The sequence below is a fragment of the Pseudomonas sp. 8(2025) genome (assembly GCF_052665325.1).
Genome location: NZ_JBQOIE010000038.1, coordinates 1 through 5790, shown reverse-complemented (window position 1 = coordinate 5790; position 5790 = coordinate 1). Strand labels below are relative to the sequence as shown.

6 protein-coding genes are annotated in these 5790 nt (G+C 67.0%); all 6 read left to right on the top strand.

Annotation, left to right across the window (positions count from 1 at the left end):
* On the top strand, positions 1–528 hold a 528-nt coding region (locus ACUXVH_RS31590; protein WP_445496848.1), incomplete at its 5' end, for an energy transducer TonB family protein.
* A gap of 40 nt (positions 529–568) precedes the next feature.
* Positions 569–2263 (top strand): putative porin, encoded by a 1695-nt coding sequence (locus ACUXVH_RS31585; RefSeq protein ID WP_065363955.1) that lies wholly within the window; start codon positions 569–571, stop codon positions 2261–2263.
* Between the two features lie 17 nt (positions 2264–2280).
* Positions 2281–2928, top strand: a complete 648-nt coding sequence (locus ACUXVH_RS31580; protein WP_065363956.1) for a DNA repair protein — start codon at positions 2281–2283, stop codon at positions 2926–2928.
* 20 nt (positions 2929–2948) lie between these two features.
* Positions 2949–3434 carry a YbjN domain-containing protein gene (locus ACUXVH_RS31575; RefSeq protein WP_011061117.1) on the top strand — a complete coding sequence of 162 codons (486 nt, stop codon included), beginning with the start codon at positions 2949–2951 and terminating at the stop codon, positions 3432–3434.
* Positions 3431–4387, top strand: a complete 957-nt coding sequence (locus tag ACUXVH_RS31570) for a peptidylprolyl isomerase (protein ID WP_065363957.1) — start codon at positions 3431–3433, stop codon at positions 4385–4387. Before ACUXVH_RS31575 ends, ACUXVH_RS31570 begins: the two co-directional genes overlap by 4 nt.
* A gap of 174 nt (positions 4388–4561) precedes the next feature.
* On the top strand, positions 4562–5539 hold the full coding sequence (locus ACUXVH_RS31565; RefSeq protein ID WP_011061119.1) for a LysR family transcriptional regulator: 978 nt from the start codon (positions 4562–4564) through the stop codon (positions 5537–5539).
* Positions 5540–5790 lie beyond the last annotated feature (251 nt).

The window sequence follows — 5790 nt, the reverse complement described above, 5'->3', positions numbered from 1 at the left end:
CCGCCGCCTCCACCCCCACCGCCGCCGGAGAAACCCAAGGAGCCGGAGCCGGTGGAAGAAAAGATCCCGGAGCCCGAACCCACGCCCACCCCCGAGGAGGTCAAGCCGGAGGAGGAAGCACCACCATCGCCGGCGGACGATCTGGCCAACCCGATGCAGATCGATGGCGACGCCCAGTCCGGCAACGACGGCTTCAACGTCGGTGCCGGCAAGGGCGGCGGCATGGCCGGCGCCGGTGGCGGCGGGCTGGGCACCGGGACCTACAAGCAGTACCTGGCGGCGACCTTCCAGCGCGCGCTGCGCGAAGACCCGGAGTTGCGCAAGAAAGCCTATGCCTTGCAGGTGGACCTGTGGCTGGGCGCCGACGGGCAGGTGACCCGCGCCGAGCTGGCCGGCTCCAGTGGCAACCCCGAGACCGACCAGCAAGTGCTGGCGGCGCTGCGGGCCACGCCGCGCCTGAAAGAGCGCATGCCGGCCTCCCTGACTTTGCCGGTACGCCTGTCCCTTAAGGGCCGGCGACCGGAATGAGCGAACCCCTATTTGCAGTTTCTACAGGAGTTGTGTGCAGATGATTTCCACCGTGAATCGATTGACTCTGGCGCTCGGCATGGTCGCCCTGACCTTGGCCGGCCAGGCCACGGCCGCCGCGGCCGCGCCCTCGGAGAACGCCACGATCAACCTGATCCGTCTGTTGGTGCAGCAGGGGGTATTGAAGCAGGAGCAGGCCGACGGGCTGATCGCCCAGGCCGAGAAAGAAGCCCAGCAGGCCCGCGCGGCCACCGCCGTGGCGGCAACCGGCCCGGCTGCGGCGCCCGGTGATGTGCGGGTGCAATACGTGCCGGCCATCGTCCGCGACCAGATCCGCGATCAGGTCAAGGCCGAGGTCATGGCCACCGCCAAGCAGGAAAACTGGGCCCAGCCCAACACCTTCCCGGACTGGATCTCGCGCATCAGCTTCGACGGCGACATCCGCCTGCGCGACGAGTCGCGGTTCTTCGCCGACAACAACAGCAACGAGATCGTCGACTACGCCAAGCTCAACGACAGTGGCCCCTACGACGTCAACAAGGACACCAACAGCAAGCTGCCGCCGCTGCTCAACACCCGCGAGGACCGCGACAACCTGTTCCGCCTGCGCGCGCGCCTGGGGATGAAGGCGGTGATCTCGCCGGAATGGACCGCCGGCATCCGCATCGGCACCGGCTCGGATAACAATCCGGTGTCCACCACCCAGACCCTGGGCGGCGGCTTCGGCAAGAAGGACATCTGGCTCGACCAGGGCTACCTGACCTGGAAGGCCACCCAGGACCTGACCCTGACCGGCGGGCGGATCGCCAACCCGTTCTATTCCACCGACATGCTGTACTCCAACGACCTCAATTTCGACGGCGTGGCGGCGATCTTCAACCACAAGCTGAGCAGCGACTGGGGCCTGTTCGGCACCCTCGGCGCCTTCCCGGTGGAGTACACCAACGACACCGCCACCAGCAACGGTTTCGACAAGAACGAGAGCGACACCAAGTGGCTGTTCGGCGGGCAGGTCGGCGCCAACTGGAAGATCAACCGCAGCAACAGCCTCAAGGGCGCCCTGGCCTACTACCGTTTCGACGACATCGAAGGCCAGCGCTCCAGCCCTTGCGCGCCCTGGGCCGGGGCCCCGGGCTGCGACACCGATGGCTCGCGGGTCGCCTTCATGCAGAAGGGCAACAGCGTGTTCCTGCTGCGCGACATCACCCCCAACCCGGCCACGCCGGGCCTGACCCCGCAGCCGCAGTTCGTGGGCCTGGCCTCGAAGTTCGACGTGCTCGACCTGAACCTGGCCTGGGACACCGAATTGCCGGACGACCTGCGCCTGCGCAGCCAGACCAACTTCATTCGCAACCTGGCCTACGACAAGGGCGAGATGCTCAAGCGCAGCGAAGGCGAGATCGTTAACAACATCAACAGCCAGGGCCAGTTCGAAAGCGGCGGCAACGCGCTGATGGTGCAGTTCACCCTGGGCAACGCCCTGGAAATGAAGAGGGCCGGGGACTGGAACCTGCTGGCCGGCTACAAGTACATCCAGCCCGACGCCTTGCCCGACGGCTTCAACGACTCCTCGTTCCACCTGGGGGGCACCAACGCCAAGGGCTATTTCCTGGGCGGCAACTACGGCATCGACAAGAACATCTATGCCACGGCCCGCTACATGAGCGCCTCGGAAGTCTACGGGCCGCGCTACGAGGTGGACGTGATGCAGCTTGAACTCAACACGCGCTTCTAAGCGTCAGGAGGAAGGTTATGAACAGCCGAGCGAGGGCAGGGGCGGCGAGCCTGTTGCTGGTCTGGGGCGTGCTGGCCAGTGTCGGCGCCAGCGCCGAAGGCATGGAGGAGCGTCTGCGCACCCAGTTGCGCAGCACCACCCAGCAGCTGCAGGCCCTGCAAAGCGAACAGGCCCAGGCCGCGGCGGCGCGGGTTGCCGCCGAGAACGCGGCCAGGGAGGCCCAGGCCCAGGTCAAGCAACTGACGGCCGAGCTGGCCAAGACCCGCGGTGTGGCAGAGCAGTTGGCCGGCCAGCAGCAGAACCTGCACAACCAGGCCCAGGCCCAGGCGGCCGCCAGCAGCGAGCAACTGGGCAAGTTCAAGAAGGCCTATGAGGACCTGCTGGTGCTGGCCCGGGGCAAGGAAGCCGAACGGGCCAGGTTGCAGGCGCAATTGAGCGAGCGTGACACACAAGTGCAGCAATGTGCGGTCAAGAATCAGCAGATGTATGGCATCGCCAAGCAGATCCTGGCGGCCTACGAAAACATCGACGTGGCCGAGGTGGTGAAAATCCGCCAGCCCTTCGCCGGCAGCGCCCGGGTCAAGTTCGAGGAACTGGCCCAGGGCTTTGGCGACGAGCTTTACCAGACCCAGTTCGACGCCCCGCGGGCGGCGAGCACCCACTGATCACCAGGGAAGAGATGACCATGACCTTGATTAACAGCGTCACCACCGAAAGCCTCACCGACCTGCTGCAAGGCGCCGGCTACCGGGTCAACCAGACCGAACAGAACGGCATCGTGCAACTGCTCAGCGCCAGCCAGGGCATCGGCTACGCCGTGCGCTTCGGTAACCCGGGCAGCGAAGCCGGGCACTACGTGGACTTCACCTACAGCTGCGCGCTGCGGGTGCAGGGCGAATTGCCGGCCGGGCTGGCGGAACTGTGGAACGCCTCACGGCGCTTTGCCCGGCTGTCGCTGCAGGGCGAATTCCTGGTGATGGAGATGGACGTGGTGGTGGCCGGCGTCGGCGAGACCCACCTGCGCAGCCAGCTGGAGCTGTGGGATCGGTTGCTGCAGGAGTTCATCGTCTACTTGCGCGAATACAGCCAGCAGGCGGCCCAGTTGCAGGCGCAGGCCGAAGCGCCCCAGGCGGCGCAAAGCCAACCCCGGGAAGAGGCGGCCACCCTGTGAAAAAGCCCACCCTGGTGGTCGGTGCCGGGGCACTGACCTTGCTCGGCCTGGCGTTGGGCCTGGCCCTGCGCCCGGGCAACGACCCGGTGGCAGCGCAGCAGCCGGCCCCGACCCTGCTGCAACAACAACTGGCGTCTACGCCCGCTGTGGCGCGCCTGGGCAATCAGCAGGTGGCGGCCGAGGAGCTCAAGAGCCTGTTCGCCAGCCTGCCCGAGGAATCCCGGGGGCAATTGCGCGGCAATCGCCCGGCGCTGGAAGCCTGGATTCGTTCACGGCTGGCGGAAAAGGCCGTGCTGGAGCAGGCCGATGCCCAGGGCTGGCGCCAGCGCCCGGAGGTGGAGCAGCAGACCCGCGCCGCCACCGAACAGATCGTGTTTCGCGACTATCTGCAGTCGGTCAGCCTGGTGCCGGCGGACTACCCCAGCCCGGCGGAGTTGCAGCAGGCCTATGACAGCGGCAAGTCGGCGTGGATGACACCGCCGTTGTACCGGGTCAGCCAGATCTTCCTCGGGGTCGCCGAGCCCCAGGCGGCCGAGCAGGTACGCCGCCAGGCGCAGGAGCTGAGCCGCAAGGCCCAGGCCGCGCCGGGGGAGTTTGCCGCCTTGGCGGCGCAGTACTCCCAGGACCGGGACAGCGCCCAGCGCGGTGGCGACTCCGGCCTGCAGCCCTTGCAGCAACTGCTGCCGGAGGTGCGCAGCGCGGTGGCCCGGCTCAAGGTGGGCGGGGTGTCCGAGGTGGTGCAGAGCGCGGCGGGTTTCCACGTGCTCAAGCTCACCGAACAGCAGCCGGCACGGACTGCCAGCCTGGACGAACTGCGTGATCGCCTGACCCAGGCCCTGCGTGCCCAGCGCCAGGAGCAGATCGCCAAGGCCTACCTGGAAGGCATGCTCAACACTGCGACCCTGAGCATCGATGGCGCGGTGTTGAACCAGGTCCTGGAGGACAAGCTGTAGGAGCTGGCTTGCCCGCGAAGGCGATCTCACAGGCCCCTTCGCCGGCAAGCCGGCTCCTACGAGGCAATACGCAGCACCGGCAACTGTAGGAGCTGGCTTGCCAGCGAAGGCGATCCCACGGCCCCGCCGTTCGCCCGCCAAGGAAGCAACACTCAACAAGACAGGGAGTCATCAATGTCATTTCTCGAACCCGCTCCACTCCAGGGCTTTGCGCCATACACCGCGCCCCAGGAACCCCGGGAAGCCTGGCTGGCCCTGGCCGCCGGCATCGAACCTGCGGTGGCCCAGTATTTTCTGGTCAGCGCCCGTTGCGGCTGCTTCATGCAGGCGGCCCGCAGCCTGAACATCAAGGCCACGCTGCTGCGCAAGCAACTGGCGCAGTTGGAGGAGCACCTGCGTCGTTCGCTGTTCTGCTACCAGGGCAATGCCTTGAGCCTGAGCCGCGAAGGCCTGCAACTGCAGGCCCAGCTGATTGCCCTGGCCCACCAGCGGCGGCTGCCGGTGATCGAGCAACCCCTGATCCGCGTGGCCGTGGCGGAAACCATCCTCCACGACATCCTTGGCCGTGACCTGATCGCCTTGCTGCGGCGCAACGCCAGCGCCCGGCTGGAAATCATCTCCATTGACAGCGACCTGTCCCTGCAGGCCCTGAGCGCCGACCTGGTGCTGTGGCTGGCGGCCGAGGATTCACCCCTGCCGGGCCCCAGCTTCGCCACCCGCGAACCCATGCCCCTGGCGCGCATCGACTACCTGCCGCACATCGCCAAGCGCTACTCCCGGGTCGCGGCCCGCCCCGACAGCCTGGACGACCTGGCGGACTACATGCTGGTGCAGTGGCAGCACGACCGTCATATCGAGCCGTTCCGGCCCTGGAACAGCCTGGTGGAACAGCGCCTGGCCGGGGTGGTGCAGGTGCATTCCTATGAGCTGATGCTGGAGATGATCCGCTGCAGCGCCTGCATTGGCCTGCTGCCGCAGTACATGAGCCGCTTCGACCGCGGCCTCACCGCCTTGCCGGGCCTGTTCGAGGAAAGCATGCAACGCCGCGCCTGGCTGGCGGTCAATGCCCAGGTGGAGCATGAAGAGCAGGTACAGCAACTGGTGGAACTGATCCTCAACACCTTCAGCGAACGCCAGGACTGGTTCGTCTGAACGGACCCGCCCGCTCTTGCAGAGATTCACCCCACGCCCACGAGCGGGCACCCACCGCTATTCCATGCAGGAGCCGGCTTGCCGGCGAAAGGGCCCGCCAGCCCTGCGCCGGTTCCGGAAACGTCTTCGCTGGCAAGCCAGCTCCTACCAGGGGCACCCACCGCTATTCCATGCAGGAGCCGGCTTGCCGGCGAAGGGGCCCGCAAACCCTGCGCCGGTTCCGGAAACGCCTTCGCTGGCAAGCCAGCTCC

Bases quoted from the DNA above. Each gene is read 5' to 3' on its own strand.
- ACUXVH_RS31585 (WP_065363955.1), top strand. From the start codon at position 569: ATGATTTCCACCGTGAATCGATTGACTCTGGCGCTCGGCATGGTCGCC.
- ACUXVH_RS31580 (WP_065363956.1), top strand. From the start codon at position 2,281: ATGAACAGCCGAGCGAGGGCAGGGGCGGCGAGCCTGTTGCTGGTCTGG.
- ACUXVH_RS31575 (WP_011061117.1), top strand. From the start codon at position 2,949: ATGACCTTGATTAACAGCGTCACCACCGAAAGCCTCACCGACCTGCTG.
- ACUXVH_RS31565 (WP_011061119.1), top strand. From the start codon at position 4,562: ATGTCATTTCTCGAACCCGCTCCACTCCAGGGCTTTGCGCCATACACC.